Annotated in this window: 15 protein-coding genes; 6 read left to right on the top strand and 9 right to left on the bottom strand. The window is 54.3% G+C overall.

All coding sequences use genetic code 11. From position 1 onward, the window contains the following. Positions 1-128: 128 nt before the first annotated feature. From pheT to Q1Q75_RS01420, 7 genes are all read right to left on the bottom strand, one after another. Positions 129-2,558 (bottom strand): phenylalanine--tRNA ligase subunit beta, encoded by a 2,430-nt coding sequence (gene pheT, locus Q1Q75_RS01450; RefSeq protein ID WP_300667229.1) that lies wholly within the window; start codon positions 2,556-2,558, stop codon positions 129-131. 1 nt (position 2,559) lies between these two features. Further along, complete coding sequence (pheS, locus tag Q1Q75_RS01445) at positions 2,560-3,567, bottom strand: phenylalanine--tRNA ligase subunit alpha (RefSeq protein ID WP_300667228.1); 1,008 nt, start codon at positions 3,565-3,567, stop codon at positions 2,560-2,562. Between the two features lie 192 nt (positions 3,568-3,759). Then, positions 3,760-4,113, bottom strand: coding sequence for a 50S ribosomal protein L20 (gene rplT, locus Q1Q75_RS01440; protein ID WP_300667227.1), 354 nt, complete (start codon positions 4,111-4,113; stop codon positions 3,760-3,762). A gap of 213 nt (positions 4,114-4,326) precedes the next feature. Beyond that, positions 4,327-4,524, bottom strand: coding sequence for a 50S ribosomal protein L35 (gene rpmI, locus Q1Q75_RS01435; RefSeq protein WP_300667226.1), 198 nt, complete (start codon positions 4,522-4,524; stop codon positions 4,327-4,329). A 255-nt stretch (positions 4,525-4,779) separates the two neighbouring features. Continuing rightward, the gene (gene infC / locus Q1Q75_RS01430; protein WP_300667266.1) at positions 4,780-5,274 is read right to left on the bottom strand and encodes a translation initiation factor IF-3; all 495 of its coding nucleotides are present in this window, start codon (positions 5,272-5,274) and stop codon (positions 4,780-4,782) included. A gap of 660 nt (positions 5,275-5,934) precedes the next feature. Further along, a complete protein-coding gene (locus Q1Q75_RS01425; protein ID WP_300667225.1) occupies positions 5,935-6,450 on the bottom strand; it encodes a nucleoside deaminase in 516 nt (171 codons plus the stop codon). 91 nt (positions 6,451-6,541) lie between these two features. After that, the gene (locus Q1Q75_RS01420; protein ID WP_300667224.1) at positions 6,542-7,099 is read right to left on the bottom strand and encodes a type I restriction enzyme HsdR N-terminal domain-containing protein; all 558 of its coding nucleotides are present in this window, start codon (positions 7,097-7,099) and stop codon (positions 6,542-6,544) included. 265 nt (positions 7,100-7,364) lie between these two features. Here Q1Q75_RS01420 and Q1Q75_RS01415 point away from each other — a divergent pair, with 265 nt between their 5' ends. The 3 genes from Q1Q75_RS01415 to Q1Q75_RS01405 all read left to right on the top strand — a co-directional run bounded on the left by Q1Q75_RS01415 (position 7,365) and on the right by Q1Q75_RS01405 (position 9,971). Then, a complete protein-coding gene (locus tag Q1Q75_RS01415) occupies positions 7,365-8,423 on the top strand; it encodes a deoxyguanosinetriphosphate triphosphohydrolase (protein ID WP_300667223.1) in 1,059 nt (352 codons plus the stop codon). 83 nt (positions 8,424-8,506) lie between these two features. Then, on the top strand, positions 8,507-9,088 hold the full coding sequence (locus Q1Q75_RS01410; RefSeq protein WP_300667222.1) for a YkgJ family cysteine cluster protein: 582 nt from the start codon (positions 8,507-8,509) through the stop codon (positions 9,086-9,088). 106 nt (positions 9,089-9,194) lie between these two features. Next, positions 9,195-9,971, top strand: coding sequence for a YkgJ family cysteine cluster protein (locus Q1Q75_RS01405; protein WP_300667221.1), 777 nt, complete (start codon positions 9,195-9,197; stop codon positions 9,969-9,971). A gap of 352 nt (positions 9,972-10,323) precedes the next feature. Here Q1Q75_RS01405 and Q1Q75_RS01400 read toward each other — a convergent pair whose 3' ends face one another. Beyond that, on the bottom strand, positions 10,324-11,142 hold the full coding sequence (locus Q1Q75_RS01400; protein ID WP_300667220.1) for an SDR family oxidoreductase: 819 nt from the start codon (positions 11,140-11,142) through the stop codon (positions 10,324-10,326). A 244-nt stretch (positions 11,143-11,386) separates the two neighbouring features. Next, on the bottom strand, positions 11,387-12,112 hold the full coding sequence (locus tag Q1Q75_RS01395) for a YkgJ family cysteine cluster protein (protein WP_300667219.1): 726 nt from the start codon (positions 12,110-12,112) through the stop codon (positions 11,387-11,389). 856 nt (positions 12,113-12,968) lie between these two features. Here Q1Q75_RS01395 and aprB point away from each other — a divergent pair. From aprB to Q1Q75_RS01380, 3 genes are all read left to right on the top strand, one after another. Further along, a complete protein-coding gene (gene aprB, locus Q1Q75_RS01390; protein ID WP_300667218.1) occupies positions 12,969-13,406 on the top strand; it encodes an adenylyl-sulfate reductase subunit beta in 438 nt (145 codons plus the stop codon). 66 nt (positions 13,407-13,472) lie between these two features. Continuing rightward, positions 13,473-15,452, top strand: coding sequence for an adenylyl-sulfate reductase subunit alpha (gene aprA / locus Q1Q75_RS01385; RefSeq protein WP_300667217.1), 1,980 nt, complete (start codon positions 13,473-13,475; stop codon positions 15,450-15,452). 324 nt (positions 15,453-15,776) lie between these two features. Next, on the top strand, positions 15,777-17,048 hold the full coding sequence (locus Q1Q75_RS01380; protein WP_300667216.1) for a CoB--CoM heterodisulfide reductase iron-sulfur subunit A family protein: 1,272 nt from the start codon (positions 15,777-15,779) through the stop codon (positions 17,046-17,048). Position 17,049 lies beyond the last annotated feature (1 nt).

Here is a 17,049-nt window from a genome sequence, read left to right as displayed (position 1 = left end):
CTGCGCAAAAGAGACCCCGCCTCCCCGCGGAATCGCATGCCGGGGAGGCGAAAAAAAAGGGGCGCCATAGACGCCCCTTTTCGGATAAATCACAGCACGTCCTTAAGAGGTCGGCATTCAACCCGTCATTACGGAAGCACCGCGTCAAACCGCTTAAGAAGCATCTCCATAATACGTGTATGTATTTTGTTGACGGCCTTGTCGTTCAAGGTTTTGTCGGCGGAACGATACACCACCCTGAAGGTCAGGCTCTGCTTGCCTTCAGGAATATTCTCGCCAGCGTAATGATCCAGAAGCCAGGCCCCCTCAATCAAAGCCTGCTTTTCATCCCCGATGGCCGCCATGGCATCCCCCGCACAGACAGACGCATCACAGATGATGGTCACATCACGCGTCACGGACGGAAACTTCGGAATGGATGATGCCTGACGATCTCCAGAAATACGGGCCGCGAGAGGCCCCATGGCCATTTCAAAGACAAAGACGTCCTGCTTCAGCTCAAAACTCTTCAGCACCTCGCCATGAACCTTGCCCGCCAGCCCGATCACCTCGCCGTCCACCAGAATCTCGGCGGTATAGCCGGGACGGGTATAACAGCAGGCTTCGGCAACCATGGGGCGAAAGCTGACCCCAAAAATATGCAGGGAATCAAAAAAGCCTTCGAGGGCTCCCTTGAGATCGTAGAAGTCACAGGGCTCCTCTTTGCCGAACCAGGAGGCAGACCGTCGGTCACCCGTCACAAGTCCTGCCAACATCTCCGGCTCTTCAGGGAGAGTCTCCCCCTCACCGGCGATAAAGGTCGCCCCCACCTCAAAAAGATGCAGGCTGCGCTCCTGAACACTGATGTTTCGAACCGCAGAAGCCAAAAGCCCGGCGATCAGAGAGGTGCGCATCACCTTCTGCTCTTCGGAGATCGGATTCACGATGGTGACCAGACGCCTTCGGGGATCTCCTTCAGCAAAGCGAAGGCGATCGACGGCATCTTCCCGGATAAAGCTGTAGTTCACGGCTTCATTGAAACCAATCCCGACAAAGGCACTGCGGACCGCCTGGCGGGCGGAAAAGGCTGGGGGATAACTCTCATTGGAGGCCACCACCTTGGCGTAGGAGGTCTCAATGTTATTGTACCCCCAGAGACGGGCGATTTCTTCTGAGAGATCTTCCGGCCTCTCCACATCCACACGGTAGGAGGGAGGCACCACATCAAGGGTGTTCTCATCCAACACGTCGACGGCAAACTCAACGCGACAAAGAAGCTCCTGCATCTCAACCGCCCCAAGGGAGGTGCCGAGCCGACTGTTCAGGGACTCGACATTCACGCGAATGGTCCGGGGGGCATACGGCATGGGGTTCTCATCGATAAGACCGTCCACCAGGGCCCCGCCGCCAAGCTCTGCCACGAGAGCCGTCGCACGATTCAGGGCAAACAACACCCCTTCAAGGTCACTGCCGCGCTCAAAACGATGGGAGGCATCAGAGTGGATCCCTGTAAGCTTCGAGGTCTTACGAACGGAGGTGGGATTAAAGCAGGCGCTCTCAAGAAGCACGCGGGTGGTCCCCTCCCCAATCTCGGAGTTCACGCCGCCCATCACACCGCCAATGGCCACAGATTTTTCGCCGTCACAAATCATCAGCATCTCTGAGGTCAGCGTGTGCTCTTTACCATCCAGAGTGGTAAACGCCTCTCCTTCGGCCGCACGTTTCACAACAACACGGTTTTCTGCCAGACGATCAAAGTCAAAGGCATGCATGGGCTGGCCGGTCTCCAGCATCACAAAGTTGGTGATATCCACGATGTTGTTGATAGGGGCCAACCCCACAGAGAGAAGGCGCCGCTGAAGCCAGGCGGGAGACGGCCCAACCGTGACATCAAACACAAGACGCGCCGCGTAGCGCCAGCAAAGATCGCCATCATCAATGGTGACCGAGGTGTGATCGGCAATGGTCCCCAGGGACGCGTCCGCAGCGGGAAGCGAAACCTCAGGATACGAAACCTTCACGGGGGGCTCCTGGAAAGAACCGGCCTCACGCGCGATCCCGATCACACTCAAGCAATCGGGACGGTTGGGAGTCAAGTCAATCTCCACCATGGAGTCCTTGAGCGCCAGGGCCTCTTTAACAGGCATTCCGGGGACCAGGTCAGAGGCAAGCTCCATCAAACCAGAGGCATCGGTCGCCAGCTGCAGCTCTCGGGCACTGCAAAGCATCCCGCCGGACTTTTCACCCCGAATTTTCCCCTTTTTAATTTTGATCCCCCCGGGGAGCACCGCACCGGGAAGGGCGCAAGGCACCACGAGTCCCTCGGCGGCATTGGGCGCGCCACAAACAATACCCACCCTCTCTTCGGCCCCCACATCCACCTGACAGAGCCGAAGCTTGTCCGCGTTGGGATGGGGTTTCGCCTCTACAATCCGGGCCACCACCACACCCTCGAGAGAGTCATAGAGAGGCGTGACGGAGTCGACCTCAAGGCCGGCCATGGTGAGCCCGTCCGCAAGACGGTCCACTCCCATACCCAGGGTGATGTATTCGTTTAACCAGCTTAGACTGAATTTCATCTTAGAATTGCCTCAGAAACCTGATGTCGTTTTCGAAATATTTCCGGATATCATCCACGCCATATTTTAACATGGTAATACGCTCCACCCCCATGCCAAAAGCAAATCCGCTCACCTTTTCCGTATCGTACCCCACGTTCTCCAACACCGCAGGATGCACCATGCCGGAGCCCAGAATTTCGAGCCATCCGGTATGAGAACAGACACGGCACCCTTTTCCGCGGCAGATGACGCACTTAATATCCACCTCGGCACTGGGTTCGGTAAAAGGGAAAAAACTGGGTCGGAAACGAAGGGAGATCCCTGGATCGAACATCTGATGAATAAAAGAGGTAAGAACCCCCTTCAGATCCCCGAAAGAGACCTTTTTATCCACATAGAGACCTTCCACCTGATGAAACATGGCGGTATGGGTCAAATCGGAATCACACCGATAGACCTTGCCAGGAGCGATAATCCGAACGGGCGGCTCGCTCTTTTCCATGACACGGGGCTGGGTCGGAGAGGTGTGGGTTCGAAGGACCGTCTCAGGGGAGATGTAAAAGGTATCCTGCATGTCCCGGGCGGGGTGATGCTTGGGAATGTTGAGGGCTTCGAAGTTGTAATAATCACTTTCAACCTCTGGACCCTCCACCACAGAGAACCCGAGTCGGGTAAAAATCTCACAAATTTCTGTGGTGATACGAGTGATCGGATGAAAAGAGCCAGAGGCCGACAACCGACCGGGAAGGGTGACATCAATCCCAGGATCGGAGGCCTCGGCTTCCGCCCCAAGGACGGCAAGACGAGATGCGATGGCACCGTCAAGGCCCCGCTTCATTTCATTGGCCCGCTTTCCTGCCAGGGGCCGATCTCCCTCAGGAAGCGAGGAAATATTTTTAAGGTACTGAGTCACAAAACCCTTTCGACCCAAATAGAGGGTGGAAAGGGTTTTCACGCTTTTCTCATCGGAGGCCGCTTCTATTGCGGAAAGCGCCTCACTGTAGATTTGTTCAATATTATTTTCCACGATCGCGCTACGTGTCCAGTTTGGATGGCCTCAACCTTCAAGAGGGTCGGGACCTGTTAAAAAAACGAGGCAAGAAGGGCCTGTATTTACTACAAGCCTCCTTACCCCGAAAAAGTCCCATCCGAAAGAGCGGGTCGACACACGTGGCACCAAGGCCGCTATGCACGACCCGACTGTGGCAGGGAGATCGATCTACTGAAGCTGCTGGGACGCTCGATCAACAACCGCTGCAAAACCTGCAGGGTCAGAGACGGCCAGTTCAGCCAGAACCTTACGGTCCAGATCGATGTTGGCCAGCTTCAGGCCGTGAATGAACTTGCTATAAGAAAGACCATTCATTCGAGCGCCTGCGTTAATTCGGGCAATCCAGAGCCTACGGAAATCACGTTTTTTCTGCTTGCGATCACGGTAAGCATACATCAGCGCCTTGTCTACGGAGTCGGCCGCTGTACGAAACAGCTTACTGCGCCCCCCACGAAAACCTTTGGCCAGTTTAAGAATCTTATTCCTGCGCTGCCTCGCTTTAGTTCCTCTTTTTACTCTCATTGTCTTCGTATCTCCATCGTTACATCAGGGCCTGTTGTTAATAAAGACCGTGATGTCCACCGTTTTTTTAAATAAGTGTGCTTGGTGCTGAAACCGGGTTCAATTACAGTCCGATAACGCAAAAAACCTTCGACCCAACCCTATCTTAAACCTGACGATCACAGCCAGACTCGGCACGGATTCCAGGCGGGGCGGTCGCCTTCCGTCAGAGAACTACCCGTTGGGGAGCATTCTCTTGACAGCTTTCATGTTGGTCGCATCAAGGACCTGAGCAAGCCTCAAAGACCGCTTACGTTTGGTGGTCTTCTTGGTAAGGATGTGGCTTGAGTTGGACTTGTTGAACTTGATTTTACCGGAACCGGTAATTTTAAAGCGCTTTGCAGCCGCTCTGTTGGTCTTAATCTTAGGCATGGTGTCAAACCTCTTTCACTTTTTAAGCCGGCACAGACATATGTCGCCCGAAGGCCCCATAAATACAGGCGCACCGAACGTGCACGATGCCGCCTGTGCCGAATGTCATCACGTTAAAAAACCCCGAACCGGGAAACGGGGGCCCCGGTGTCGCAGGCACTATGATGGCCCTGCAAAAAAGCGCAACACACCTGCCGACCGGCCGAAAACACCGGCGGCCCAGGCGGGCGCTCGCTTACGCGTTGCAAAGGCGTCTTACTTGGGGGCGAGGATAATGAACATGGTCCGCCCTTCAAACTTGGGCATCTGCTCAACCGTCGCTACGTCTGCAGTCTTTTCGGCGACACGGGCAAGCAACTCACGCCCCAAGGCGGAAAGTGTAATTTCACGCCCTCGAAACATGCACGTTACCTTGACCTTGTTCCCTTTATCGATAAACTTTTTGATGTGACCGACCTTGGTTTCCAGGTCATGGTCACCTGTCTTGGGCCGGACCTTGATCTCCTTCATCTGGAAAGAGCTCTGCTTCTTCTTCGCCTCCTGCCGCTTTTTGGTCTCTTCGTATTTGAAACGACCAAAATCCATAATTTTGCAAACAGGAGGAGTTGAGTTCGGTGCCACCTCAACAAGATCGAGTCCGCCCTCAGCGGCGGTACTCAATGCCTTCTGAATTGGAAGTACGCCCAGCTGGGCTCCATCGGAACCAATCACGCGCACTTCTCTTGCCCTGATCTTGTTGTTGACGTTGATTTTGCTGCGGTTAGCTATGTTCTCCTCCTCGTGGTCTACTGTTTCAAGCTATCATTCCGCAATCACAGTCTATTTTGCGGATAATGTATCATTCACAACCGTTCTATTTATATAAGATTCGAAATAAATGCAAGAAAAAAAAGTTACTTTTTCCGGGTTGTTAATCGGATTCCCCCAGGTGTTACCACTCTTGGGAGGCCAAACCGGCCTGTCACCCCTGAACACACGGCCCACAAGAGAGAATTCCTGCCTTGAGTCCCGATTTTTCACCGGGACCCGTTTCCAGATCGGGCACGGATTCTATGGCCCCTTTTAGCTGCTTAGGCACCCCACCCACCGAGGGAATCATTCAGGCATTCTACCTGATTTCGTGACACTTTTCCCTCTATTCTCCGAGAGGCCATCTTGCAGATACCTCGTTATTACAAGGCCTTGCGATAAAGCCACCTCTCTATAAATGGCATGTGTTTTGCAAATTACCCAAAGGTTATGTGGCATTGCCATATCTGTTTTAGCTCAATTTCAACAAAGGAGAAAGTAAATGTCAGAAAAAAACAAATAGAGAAAGGGGATAAAGCCATGGATGCGCGCAACAACCGAGATGGGTTCGGTGTCCCCAGCGGATCGATGGCCAGCACAAGGAAACCACGCCCACCGCCCCTACACCGTCGTGAGCGTGTACCTCTCCAGAAAACTGTCCTTCCAGTACCCGTTGTCCGGATTGGAGAAAAAGGTTTTAAAAAGCGCCAAGCTTTCCCCGCGAAGGACCCGGCCCTGGACCGCAACGCCGGCCTCACGGTACAAGGGCCCCACGCTGGAGAGGTCACAGGAGGCCCCGCCCCCCATGGCGTCTTCATACGCCCAGACCACGCGAGAGACCCCGCTGAGTAAAATAGCTCCGAAGCACATCAAGCAGGGCTCCATGGTGCAATACAAGGTCGCGTCCGAGCCGTCCGGCACCCCCCCGGCCTCCAGCAGGCGCCTCAAAGCCGTCACCTCGGCATGATCCAGCTCGTTTCCCGGGCCCTCTGCCGTTCCACTGCGACGTCCCGACGCCACCACACGCCCCTGGGCCACAACGATACAGCCCACCGGAAAATCCCCACCCTCCAGAGCCCCTTTCGCCTCCTGCAGAGCCACCCTCATCCAACGATCGTCCTCACCACCCACTGTCACACCCCACTTCCGAATAAATCCTGTCTGTAACGATTGCCGAGAATACCTCGATCGGTCCTGCCGGAGCGAACCCCATGGACAAATCCGCCCCTTAATCCAGCTTGCAAATGGACGTATCACACGGGCAGCTGCCGTCGACCTCAAAGGCGTAGAGAAGGCGATGGGCCAGCTCCCGGTGACCATCGGGGACCCACACCCGTTTTTTTTCCGAGAGAAGTCGGGCCAGGGCATGCCGGGTGGGGATCGCTTCAAACCCACGCCCCATAACCTCACCGGTGCGCCCACTCAACACATCGACATCCTTGCCGTTGGTCACGACCGCCACAGGAATTTCATGGGGAGCCAGCACCAGACAAAGCGCCCGACCGGGCCGATGCCGGGTGACCATGGAGCCAGGCCCATAACGCACCACCATGGCCGCGACCCCCTCGAGAGAGACGATAAACCCCACGGGAAGGCTTGCTTTTTTCTCCCCGGCAACCACCTCAAGCATGCGGGACGCGTCAATCTCTGCCACCGCAAACCCGCACCGCCCCAGAAGATACCGGGCGATCTTTTGCCGATACCGTTCATCGTGGGTGTCCGGCAGGATCCGGCCCGTCAGGCAGTCCGTCAGGGACCCCAGCACCAGGTGATGTCCTTCCGTCATCTTGACGCCTCCTTCAATGCATGCTTCTCGCTCGTATTTTAGCCGATCCCACCGGCCGGCACAAGCCCCCCCCCCAAGGCGAATCGGCACCACCCATTGTATTTCCCCCCCGCCCTGTTATATAAAGAATATTTTGTTTGGGCCTGGCGAGCACATGGACGATCGCCTGTCCTGGAGAATGGCAACGCAAGCGGACCGAAAAAACATGTCTCTATGGGTGTTTTTCGTCACCACAGATGGTTCTGAAGCCATAAACGAGGCCATCATGACAGCACGAGAAGAGTTCGAAAAAAGAGAAGAAAGCTTCATCTCGCCCTACGGCCTGCCCAGCTCCCAATCCCGGGGTCGTGTGCGGAAGGAAGAGGCGTGCCCCATTCGAAGCGACTTCCAACGCGACCGGGAACGCATCGTTTACTGCAATGCATTCCGACGCTTAAAGCATAAAACCCAGGTCTTTCTTTCCCCCTTGGGCGAACACTATCGTACCCGCCTGACCCACACCCTTGAAGTGGCCCAGCTCGCCCGCACCGCTGCGCGTGCCATGCGCCTGAATGAAGACTTAACCGAAGCCATCGCCCTGGGCCATGACCTCGGCCACACCCCCTTTGGCCACAGCGGTGAAACCGTTTTAAAAGAGATCTACTCCGGTAATTTTTCTCACCCGATCCAGAGCCTCCGCGTCATCGATGTTCTGGAGAAAAACGGCAAGGGCCTGAACCTGACCCATGAAGTGCGGGACGGCATCCTCAAACACGCCAAAGGATATGGAATCATCATCCCGGAGACCAAACGGGAAAAAGCCTGTACCGTGGAAGGACAGGTGATGCGCGTAGCCGATATCATGGCCTACCTGAACCACGATCTGGACGATGCCATTCGAAGCCGCGTCATCTGTGAGGCGCAAATTCCCGAACGATGCGTGCGTGTCCTGGGCAAAACCCATCCAGAACGAGCGACCACCATGGTCCGGGATCTTATCTACGCCTCACACCCTGAAAACGGGGAGATGAAACTTCAGATCACAGACGAGGTCCATCGGGCCATGGATGAACTGCGCAATTTTCTCTACCACAACGTCTACCGCTCCCCCCAGGTCCACAACGAATTCGTCAAATCCAAAAAACTCCTCCGGGAGCTCTACACCTTCTTTCTTCAACCGGAAAATGATGCGATCTTCACCAGTGAGCTCTTAGCCCTTGAGATGCCAAAACAAAAAGAAGGCCGGCCCAAAGATCGCGCCGTGTGCGACTTTATCGCCAGCATCACCGACCGCTATGCCCTGGAACTCTATGCGCGTCTCTTTTTTCCATCGTCGCTGGTGTAAGCCCACCTGCGAAATCTCCGACACTTCCAGGGTCGCAGCCCCAGGCCTGCCCCTGTCATCCAAGACAAAGGACTGTACGTCCCATGCACACATCCCGTCCCCTGATCACCATCGAAAACCCGGAATGGATCAACCGAATCGCCCTTTTGTTTAAAAAAATGGATCGCAGCTATGCGGAGGCCTCCGAGGCCGGCGAGTTCTCCTGCACGGGCTGTCAAGAAAACTGCTGCCTCTCGCTTTTTTACCACCACACCCTGCTGGAGCTGCTCTATCTCAGGGAGGGGTTGAACAGCCTGTCAGAAGAGACCCTCAACACCGTCACCTTTCGTGCCCAGGAGGCCGTCCCCCGCCTCCATCGACGCGCTGAAGATGAGACCCTCGAAAAAATTCCCTGCCCCCTCATGGAGGAGGGACAATGCCTTCTCTACACCCATCGGCCCATGGTCTGTCGCCTCCACGGCGTGGCCCACTTCCTGGAGCGGCCCGACGGCTCCGTCCTCAAAGGCCCCGGATGTTCACGTTACGAAGAGACCGCGGCAGACAACCGCCCCCTGAACCGCACGCCCCTTTATAAAGAGATGGCCCATCTTGAAAAAACGCTGAGACAGGAAACCGGCTTCACGGATCGCCTGAAACTAACCATCGCCGAAATGATTTTACTGTAAAGGGACAAAAAACCTGCCTCCGGCGGCAAGGTGGCCAGGCCACTATCGCAAAAACCACCTGGAAAGCGGGTTCCGCCAGACGGCTCAGAACGGAGCAAGACATACCATGAAACAACTGGACGCCGACATCCTTGAAAACCTTCCCGGCCGCATCAAAAAAGGCGAGACCTTTCGGTTCCGCTGCCACGCAGGCCTTTCCTGCTATAACCGATGCTGCCGGAACTTAAACCTCTTTTTAAGCCCCTACGATGTACTGCGCCTGAAACAGGGCCTCGGCATCTCTGCCGGTGAGTTCATCGACCAGTACACCGACGCCCTCCTGCGAGAGGGAAAACACTTCCCCGAGCTCCTGCTCCGCATGAAGGATGACGCCGAGGCCACCTGCGTCTTCCTTTCAGATGCCGGCTGCACCGCCTACGAGCACCGCCCCGACACCTGCCGGACCTTTCCAGCCGAGCACGGCCTCTTTTTCAACGCCGAAGGAAAAAAAGAGCGGATCCTCTTTCTGCGCCCGCCGACCTTCTGCGAGGGGATTCACGAGGAACGGGAGCTCACCCCGGAAGCCTGGCAAAAAGACCAGCACGCCGAACAACACAATGCCATGAACGAACTCTGGGGAGAGGTGGAAGCCCTTTTTGAAAATAACCCATGGGGAGCCGAGGGCCCATCGGGCCAACGCGCCAAAATGGCCTTCATGGCGGCCTACAACGTCGATGATTTCAGGAGCTTCATCTTCGAAAGCTCCTTTTTGAAGCGCTGCAAGATAAAGTCCGATCTCAAAATGAAACTCAAACGGGATGATACAGCCATGATGAAGTTCGGCTTCGAATGGATTCGAGTTTTTCTCTTTGGTCTGCCGTCGAAAACAATCAAAATGAAATAGGGAAACAGGGCTCACCGAGAATGGGCGGGGAGACAGGAACAGTGCTTGCGCAAACCCGCTTCCACGGGGCGCCACCCCGCCGATGAAGGCCTGCCTTTTCCATATGTCAGCCGAAGAAAAAAGTAACTATTCAGCACCTAAAAAAGCCTCCGGCGGCAAGGTGTGCCACCTTGAAAGCAAGTTACGGATGCGTTTTTCCCTTCGCTCCTCGGAGCAAATCACATCCGCTTTTAAACTGGAATTTAATCGAGGATAATTCTTAAGATCTGTTTGTTAAACTTTTCAAAAGTTTAGCCCCCGGCAGGGCCGCCGGGCCGCCGGAGGCACAAGCTGAATAGTTACTGAAAAAACGTTACAGTTTCTCTACACCCTCCGGCATGGGCCACACCCGATCCCCCCCCAGGACATACCCGCCATCCAGGCGAATCACAGAGCCTGTCATAAAGGGGGCGTAAAAAACCAAAAATTCCACGGCCCTGACCACGTCTTCCGGGGTCCCGGTCCGCGCCAGAAGGGTGTGGTCGATGAGCCCCTTTTTCACCTCATCAGGGTACATGCCCCAGCCACGGGTGGCCTTCCCGTGACGGGTGTCCATAATACCCAGCATGAGCTCGTTCACCCGAACGGTGGGGGCTCCCAGCCGGGCCCAGGTTTCGGTCAAGAGAGAGAGACCGCGATTCAAGGCTGAGTAGCCTTCATTGAAGATGTAACTGGCAGGCCCGCTTCTGCCGACAATACCGGAGATAGAGGAGAGATTCACCACGCAGCCGTCCGGAGCCTTCTTCAAGTGAGGCAGGGCCTCCTCAAAGACCCACCGCTTGGCGGTGAGGGTGGTGGCCACCTCCAGCTCCCACTGATTTTTTGTATAACCGCCGTGGACCACGGGCATGCCGCCGCGCTCAATATTGTTGATCAGGATATCCAGGCGTCCGAACCGCGCCATCACCCGCTCAATGAGACCGGGGACCGCCTCGGTATCGGTTAAATTCACGCGAACAATCTCATGGTCACACCCGATGGACTCAAAGGCCGCCCTCATCTCTGGCAGGCTCTCCTCCCAGTCGTGCCAGGTGAGCACCGTCCGAATCCCGCGCCGGGCCAACGATAGCCCGATCTCACGCCCAATCCCCTTCACAGCCCCCAGCACCAACGCCACACGTTCCTCATTCATTGCGCATGCCTTCCCAAAAGTATCTGATCTTAAAAAAACCGCCTCAAGCGTGCAGGGCCCCCGCCCTGCGCACCAGAGTCGCAATGGCTCTAACCCGGATATTTCATGAGAAAACGACCGTGCAAAAGCAACAATATGTTATTACAACAGGTTATCAAGAAAAATGCGGACAATTCAAAAATGCAAAATGTAATCCACGGTATTCTGTCTGATTTTCTCATCCCCCGGGCTAAGGTTCACACCCTCATGAGGCCCGACGGGTCCCAAAAAGGCGCTCCCGAAGCCAATCCATGGCCCCATGCAGAAGGGCATCATCGTCTTCAAGGATCGCTTTTTTCTGGCCCTCTTCGAAGGCCAGGGTGCCATCGGCCACGCGGGCTCGAAATCCGTCGAGATCGTAACAGGCCAACTCAAAATCTTTGCGATCATCTCCTTCGAGGCGGCCTGGCATCACCTGCTGCTTTAAGCTGATCAGCTCGATCATCTTATCATTGCGCTCATTGTAAGCCGTGAGGCCCTGATTCTTGACCCACTGCCTCGGGGTCCAAACCGCCCCGCCCTGAAAGCCCTCACAGATCGGATCTTCGATCACCGCAAAATATTCGGAAAGGGTCCCGTCCTCACGGGAACGTGCCAGAGCCCGTGCCAGGGGAAAGATTCGGCAGGAGGCCGGACGATCCTCATACACCGAACACCCCTGCTCCGTAACAAAAGGACAGGCATGATTGTTTTGTGAAGAGGTCTTAAACGAGACCACAGGAAGCCCGGTGGTGTCTCCTATATATATATAGGTATACGTCTCGATGAACTCTCCGGTCGATACCCCCAAGGCCCGGCTCAACCGGAGGATGTCATAGGGATAAAGAAATTGGTTCACATCGCAGCAGCACTGGTTGAAGCACCCTTTGTGAGGACCGCATGAAAAGGTCAAAGATTCGTCAATTCCGATGTATTGTGGTTCACCACTCATCATACCTCCGCTTGCTCTTTAATCTGCCAATCAGCCGGCATTATTTAATCATTAGCCATCCCGTCTCCCGAAGCCACGTTGAAGCAACACACCCCAAAGCGACACCGCCCCATTTCACGCTGAAAGCTACGAATATCGGGAAATCAGGACACACACACCGCCATGGTCTCCCAGGCCCGGACCAAAGTCAAGACGCGCCCGCGCGCTCCATCCACTTCGAGTGGCACCTTAATTGAACCAAAAATAAACCCTGTTGCAGAGCCACCGGGCGATGAGCGGGAATTCACTGATGGAAACCTTCAATATTATTGATTTACTAGAACATCGTTCACATCAACTTATGATAAATTCCTTTTAACGAATCCGCAAAAATTCTAAAAAATAACGCGAACCCACCGCATCTTCGGGATGTTACCGCCGAAGCCTGGCCCTTCCCCCATGTCAAAACTTTCCATTTAAATTCCAGCAGATACCTATATCTGGTATGAACGTCTACTCAGAATCGAAGATATGGATAGAGGTCGAAAAACACAGGAGAAGGCTATTTTTCAAAGGATTTTCGGCCCTTAAAAATTGTTGACAAGCCCTATGCCCGGTGATACTTTGCAGCTTAATTATTAAAAAGGGAAGTAGGATTGATAGAAAATATCACCTATTAATTAAAGCAATTCGAGAAAAACATTGTGTGTCTACAGAGAGGACGAACTCTGTGGATAGATGATTTTTATTATTGTAGCCAGGAGTTGTAACACTTCAGGCAAATAGTGTCAGTGGTTGTGCATCCACTCGGGAGCATCGCCAAAAGTTAACGAGGCATTGAACAGGTGATCAATGCCCTATCAGGGAGGTATAGCAAATGCCAAGCTATGTAATCGCTGAAAAATGTGACGGTTGCAAAGGCGGGGATAAGACAGCATGTATGTACATCTGCCCCAACGACTTGATGGTCTTAGACCCCACCGCCATGAAAGCGTACAATCAAGAACCTGATCAATGCTGGGAATGCTTTTCCTGCGTCAAGATCTGCCCTTCTCAGGCCATTGAAGTCCGAGGTTACTCTGACTTCGTGCCCATGGGCTCCAGCATCATGCCCATGATGGGCACCGAAGACATCATGTGGACCTGTAAGTTCCGCAACGGCGTCATCAAACGCTTTAAGTTCCCCATCAGAACCACTTCTGAAGGCTCCGCCAACGCCTACAACGACCTCAAAGGCAAAGACCTGAGCTCCGCTCTCCTCGCCACTGAGGAAGCAGACGGCGCGACACTTGCGCGGCCCCTTGAGCTTGCCTAAGGTTTTTTGGTCACTACCCAGTGTTTCTGATTACGACAAAAAGTTTCTTTTTAGGAGGAAATAATAATGGCATTACCTAACAAGCCTTTGGGAGAACTGAAAGCTGTTCGCGACCCTGAAGTCGTCGAAATGGAAGTTGATATTCTGATTGTCGGCGGCGGTATGGCCGCTTGCGGGACCGCTTTTGAAGTTAAAAAATGGGCCAGCGATGACACCAAGATTCTTCTTTGCGACAAGGCCGCCATGGAACGTTCCGGTGCGGTCGCTCAGGGCCTCTCCGCCATCAACACCTATATTGGTGAGAACACTCCCGATGACTACACCCGTATGGTCCGTAACGACCTCATGGGGATCATCCGTGAAGACCTCTCCTTTGACGTAGGCCGTCACGTAGACGACTCCGTCCATCTCTTTGAAGAGTGGGGCCTCCCCATGTGGAAAAAATCCGCAGAGGGAAAAACCATGGACGGAAAGAAGGGCCTGAAAATGGGTCTTCTTAAAGATGGTGCCAAGCCTGTTCGTACAGGTAAATGGCAGATCATGATCAACGGTGAATCCTACAAGCGTATCGTTGCTGAAGCCGCCAAAAAGGCCCTCGGCGAAGAGAACATTCTTGAGCGTGTATTCATTGTTGAGCTCTTAAACGACAAAAACGATCCCTCGAAGATCGCTGGTGCCGTTGGTTTCTCCACACGTGAGAACAAAATCTACATCATCAAGTGCCAGACGATGATGGTTGCCTGTGGCGGCGCGGTAAACATCTACCAGCCCCGTTCCATTGGTGAAGGCAAGGGCCGTGCATGGTACCCCGTATGGAACGCAGGTTCCACCTACACCATGTGCCTCCGAGCCGGTGCTGAGCTCTCCATGATGGAAAACCGTTTCACCCCTGCCCGTTTCAAAGATGGTTACGGCCCTGTGGGTGCTTGGTTCCTCCTCTTCAAAGCGCACCTTGAAAACGGTATCGGCGAAAACTACGCCGCCTCCGATCGTTCAAAAGAGGAGCTCGCACACTTCGCTCCTTATGGTACCGCAGCGATCACTCCGACCTGCCTGCGTAACCACCTCATGATCTTCGAAATGAAAGCCGGTCGTGGCCCCATCATTATGAAGACCACCCTCGCTCTTGCCAAACTCGGCGAGACCATGGACAAGAAAGAGCTCAAGCACCTCGAATCCGAAGCTTGGGAAGACTTCCTTGACATGACCTGTGGCCAGGCGAACCTCTGGTGCGCCACCAACACAGAGCCCGAGAAAAAAGACTCCGAGATTATGCCGACCGAACCGTACCTCCTCGGATCACATTCCGGTTGCTGCGGCCTCTGGTGCTCTGGTCCCGATGAGGACTGGGTTCCCGAGTCTTACAAATGGGGTGTTGGCGACAAGGTTTACAACCGTATGACCACCGTACCCGGCCTCTTCACCGCAGGTGACGGCGTGGGTTGCTCCGGTCATAAGTTCTCTTCCGGATCACACTACGAAGGTCGTGTGGCTGCCAAGGGCATGGTCCAGTACATCACGGACAACCCCTTCAAGCCTGAGCTGGCCGAGACCAAAGAAGAATTGGTTGAGCTTGTATGGAAGCCCGTTCGCACGTACCTCGACAACTGCGAATTCACCACCGCTCAGAACCTGAACCCCAACTACTGCAAGCCTGACGGCATGGCTCTTCGTCTCATGAAGGCCACCAACGAATACGGCGGGGGTACAGCCACTTACTACCAGACCAGCTCAAAGGCCCTCGAGATTCTCATCGATGACCTGCTCTTCATGATGCACGAAGACTGCGAAAAACTCGCAGCCGGCGACTTGCATGAACTCATGAGATGCTGGGAAATCTTCCACCGTCTTTACACGGTAGAAGCCCACGTTCGTCACATCCAGTTCCGTAAAGAAACCCGTTACCCTGGCTTCTACTACCAGGCGGATTTCCCCGGCCAGGACGACGAAGAATGGTTCTGCTTCGTGAACTCTTCCTACGACAGGAAGGCCAACGAATGGACCATGAAAAAAGAGCCTTACCACAGAATCATCCCCATGAAGTAATTCAAAGGGTACTGTGATGAATTAGCTTAAATAAGCCTCCAGATGTCCCTTATGATGTCTGGAGGCTTTTTTTAATGCAGAATACTCTTTCACGGGGCAGACTTTATTCAGGTCCGTAAACATTTTTTCCTTATCCGAAATGTTGTGTCCAGATTTTTGCGGGCTTCAGCGACGTCGCGGAAGCCCGACGGAATGTGGACACGCACTCCACGATACGAAGGGAAGGGTACCAAAGACACAGGCCTGTCCCCCCCGGGCACACTAAAAGAGTAGCAAATACTTAGGTTTTAATAGTTTATAAACATTTATGCATGGAGGGATAGCATGACAATCGACAAAGCAGCCCCTGCTAGTGCAAGCATTTTGGTCGTTGGCGGTGGAATCAGCGGATTGACCACCACCCTCGAAGCCGCTGAAACTGGCTACGAGGTGATCCTCGTTGAAAAAAATGCCTACCTTGGCGGACGTGTTCTCCAGCTGAACCAGTATTTTCCCAAACTCTGTCCTCCCACCTGCGGCCTTGAGATCAACTTCCGCAGAATCAAGGACAACCCAGCCATCCACGTCCAGACCATGACAGAAGTGGTTAAAGTGGAAGGCACCCCGGGGAACTACGAGGTCACCCTGAAAACCCGTCCTCGCTTCGTCAACAGCAACTGCACCGGGTGCGGCGCCTGTGCCGACGCGTGTGAAGGCGAAATTGAAAACGAATTAAACTTCGGCATGGACCGCACCAAGGCGGCCTACCTGCCCCACCCCATGGCCTTCCCCGCCACCTATGTCATCAGCGAATACATCAGCAGCGATGACAAGAAAAGGTGCGAAGAGGCTTGCAAGTATGGAGCCATCGACTTCTCCATGACGGAAACCACGACCACCGTCAAGGTGGCCTCCGTGGTCTGGGCGACCGGCTGGAAGCCCTACGACGCGACCCGTATCGACAACCTGGGATTTGGCCGCCACCAGAACATCATCACCAACATGATGCTGGAGCGCATGGCGTCATCCACCGGCCCCACAGAAGGCAAAATTCTTCGTCCCTCTGACAATGCAGCGCCAAAATCCGTCGTCTTTGTTCAGTGTGCGGGATCCAGGGATGAGAACCATCTCCCTTACTGCTCCTACATCTGCTGCATGGCCTCCCTCAAGCACGCCACCTACCTGCGCGCCCAGTACCCCGATTGCGAGATCACCATCTATTATATTGATCTGCGTGCCCCGGGTCAGCGCTATGAAAAATTCTATGAAAAATTGAAGCAGGATGAGAAGGTCTTTTTCGTCAAAGGCAAAGTGGCCGAAGTATCCGAAGCCGACAACGCCTGCGTGACTGTGGTGGCTGAAAATGCTGTCACGGGTAAAAAAGTGCGCCAGACCGCCGACCTCGTTGTTCTGGCCACCGGCATGCAGCCCAGCCTCTCCACAGAGAAGCCCCAGGCGGATCTCACCTTCAACGACAGCGGTTTCATCGTAAACGACTTTGAAAAAGGTGGAATGTTCGGTTGCGGTTGTGCCAACAAGCCCGCCGACGTTGTCTCTTCCAACCAGAATGCTACAGGTATGGCCCTGAAAGCGATTCAAACCGTAGTAGGGAGGTAAA

This window comes from Desulfoluna sp. (assembly GCF_030145185.1).
Lineage (GTDB): Bacteria > Desulfobacterota > Desulfobacteria > Desulfobacterales > Desulfolunaceae > Desulfoluna.
Note: the sequence above shows the minus strand (reverse complement) of the source record. Positions and strands in the feature narration are given on the sequence as shown.